Annotated in this window: 4 protein-coding genes; 1 reads left to right on the top strand and 3 read right to left on the bottom strand. The window is 37.3% G+C overall.

Annotated features, from left to right (window positions below; genetic code table 11):
- Window positions 1-88: 88 nt before the first annotated feature.
- Window positions 89-397: a HigA family addiction module antitoxin gene (locus ACFINW_RS09820; protein WP_375641102.1), complete on the top strand. Its 309-nt coding sequence runs from the start codon at window positions 89-91 to the stop codon at window positions 395-397.
- 9 nt (window positions 398-406) lie between these two features.
- Here ACFINW_RS09820 and ACFINW_RS09815 read toward each other — a convergent pair whose 3' ends face one another.
- The 3 genes from ACFINW_RS09815 to ACFINW_RS09805 all read right to left on the bottom strand — a co-directional run bounded on the left by ACFINW_RS09815 (window position 407) and on the right by ACFINW_RS09805 (window position 1,682).
- Window positions 407-793, bottom strand: coding sequence for a hypothetical protein (locus ACFINW_RS09815; protein WP_375641101.1), 387 nt, complete (start codon window positions 791-793; stop codon window positions 407-409).
- The gene (locus ACFINW_RS09810) at window positions 786-1,037 is read right to left on the bottom strand and encodes a type II toxin-antitoxin system Phd/YefM family antitoxin (RefSeq protein ID WP_375641100.1); all 252 of its coding nucleotides are present in this window, start codon (window positions 1,035-1,037) and stop codon (window positions 786-788) included. Before ACFINW_RS09810 ends, ACFINW_RS09815 begins: the two co-directional genes overlap by 8 nt.
- A gap of 123 nt (window positions 1,038-1,160) precedes the next feature.
- Window positions 1,161-1,682 (bottom strand): Rha family transcriptional regulator, encoded by a 522-nt coding sequence (locus ACFINW_RS09805; RefSeq protein WP_375641099.1) that lies wholly within the window; start codon window positions 1,680-1,682, stop codon window positions 1,161-1,163.
- Window positions 1,683-2,178: the final 496 nt, after the last annotated feature.

The following is a 2,178-nucleotide window of genomic DNA, read 5'->3' as shown; positions in this document are numbered from 1 at the left end:
GATTGTTATTGTTTCTTCATTGATTTGGAGAGCAAGAGGAAAATAGAATTTAAACTTCGTATTCACTTTATTAAGAAAGGATACAGTTATGGATGACATTCCTGCACAAAGAGATAAAAACCGCTGTCCTACTCATCCAGGAGAAGTTTTAGCAGATATTATTCCAGCAACAGGCAAAACAAAATCAGAAATTGCGCAGATGCTTGGTATATCACGTCAACATCTCTATGATATTCTAAATGCCGAAAAGCCTATATCTCCTTCTCTTTCGGCTTGTCTTGGCAAAATGTTTGGGAATGGAGCTGCCATATGGTTACGCATGCAAGCCAATTATGATGCGTGGCATGCTGAACGTGAAACAGATGTTAGCAAAATTCCAACACTCCACGCTGTTTAATTGTATCACTCAGTCTCTAGAGACTTTTCCAAGTGGTTTTATTGCTTTAACTTCTTTAATTTTAAGTGCAATTTTACGCACGAAAGCGAGGCTAAAACGCCCTTGTGGTTTTAAATCTTCAAAGTCAAACAAAGATTCGCAAGGAACAACATTAAATTCATCAACACGCACCCAAGATTGCTTTTGCAACCCCGCACGTCTACATTCTATCTCAGGTACTTTTAAGCTATATTGTAAATTAATAGGCTCTTGAGAAGTGATAGGAAACAAAAAGAAATGGCTTTCAGTTTTAACCATAACACAGGAAGGACGCGCTTTACGTCCTGAATGTTCACCTTTTTGCGCTTGTTCGTGCCATAAATAATAATATTGAACAACATCCCCCGCTTTAAACATGTTCATCACTATTCAAAATGTCATCTAAACCACGATCTAAATCATCTAATATATTTTGCGGTGCATCTGCGTAAACAAAAGATTGTGCGCAAGAACGCGCTTTTATTAATTCATGATATAAATCAACAGGAAGCATAATGATTTTTTCACGCCCTCGCTTTGTTAAAGCTACAGGTGTAGACATAGCCTCGTCTAAAATATCGCCAGCACCACGGTTTACATCTGTAAAACTATATTTTTTCATATGCACATCCTATCTTTAATGTATCATACATATTATACGTATAATACGTATTATGTAAAGATATTTTACGGCATTAACCACCTCCCCGCCTAAAAGACGAGGAGATAAAATTATATTGTAGGTCTAAGCTACTTTTGCAATCGGATTTGCTAAAACCCGCTTAGCTTCTTCAACAAGCGTTTTGTAATGTTTGCTCTCTTCTGCTAATGTAAAGGCTTTCACAAGATGCATGTGAAGCGGTCCATAAATGTAAACAGCTTTTTCAGTAGCTCCCATCTCATCCCAGTTGCTTGGAAAATCAAAACGTGTATCACGGTCATTATCAATTAACTGGTTTTTTAAATCATAGAAAGCTTTAACGAGTGCTTTTTTGAATGCACGCACCGTATCATTGTTACGCATATAGGTCATGAGTAGAGTGGCTTGTGGTTCATTGAGAATAGCAACTTCTCTCTTTTGACCACCTTTACCGTCTCTTTTACTCACTTGGATTTCAAATCCAAGTGAACCAAACTCTTCAAAATCCTTACGATTATTGCGTACTAACTGTATAACTGTTTTATGCGTATTACCCACACCCTCTGCAATTTTTAAAGAAGTTGTAACAGCAATACCAGCATTGTTGATCGTCACTAAATTGTTCATGATGAACTCCTAATGGTTTTAATGTCTCTATTGACACCCCCAAGGGTGCCGGGCGTTAGAAACACGGCCATTAGTCCGTCGCTATGTCTTCCCTTCGTGAGAAGGTATTGTATAGCATAGCTACACCCGACAAAATCGTTATATGCCAATAATAGCATAAAAGACAATCAGTATTTTAAATGCATGGGAGAGATCTTACGTGACCTATCCGCTAATGGTTTAGTGTTTCTAGCACTTGTGATTCGATTAACATGAGGGTTTATTAGTGTCAATATGCTTTTAAAAAATTATTTCACATATTGTTGTTTTCAAAGGATCGCATTTGAAATGCTACCCTTTACTATTCACTCGCATTTGAAATGCGAGTGAACCAAAATCCTTATGATTTGCTGTTTTAAAGGGTGCGATTTCAAATCCAACCCTCATTTTTCCCATTCATTTTCATTCACCCCTCATTTAAAGGAGCATAAAGTATGGCAACAGGTTTTCTACACGG

The organism is Bartonella sp. AA18HLJMS (assembly GCF_042197245.1).
GTDB lineage: Bacteria > Pseudomonadota > Alphaproteobacteria > Rhizobiales > Rhizobiaceae > Bartonella.
Note: the sequence above shows the minus strand (reverse complement) of the source record. Positions and strands in the feature narration are given on the sequence as shown.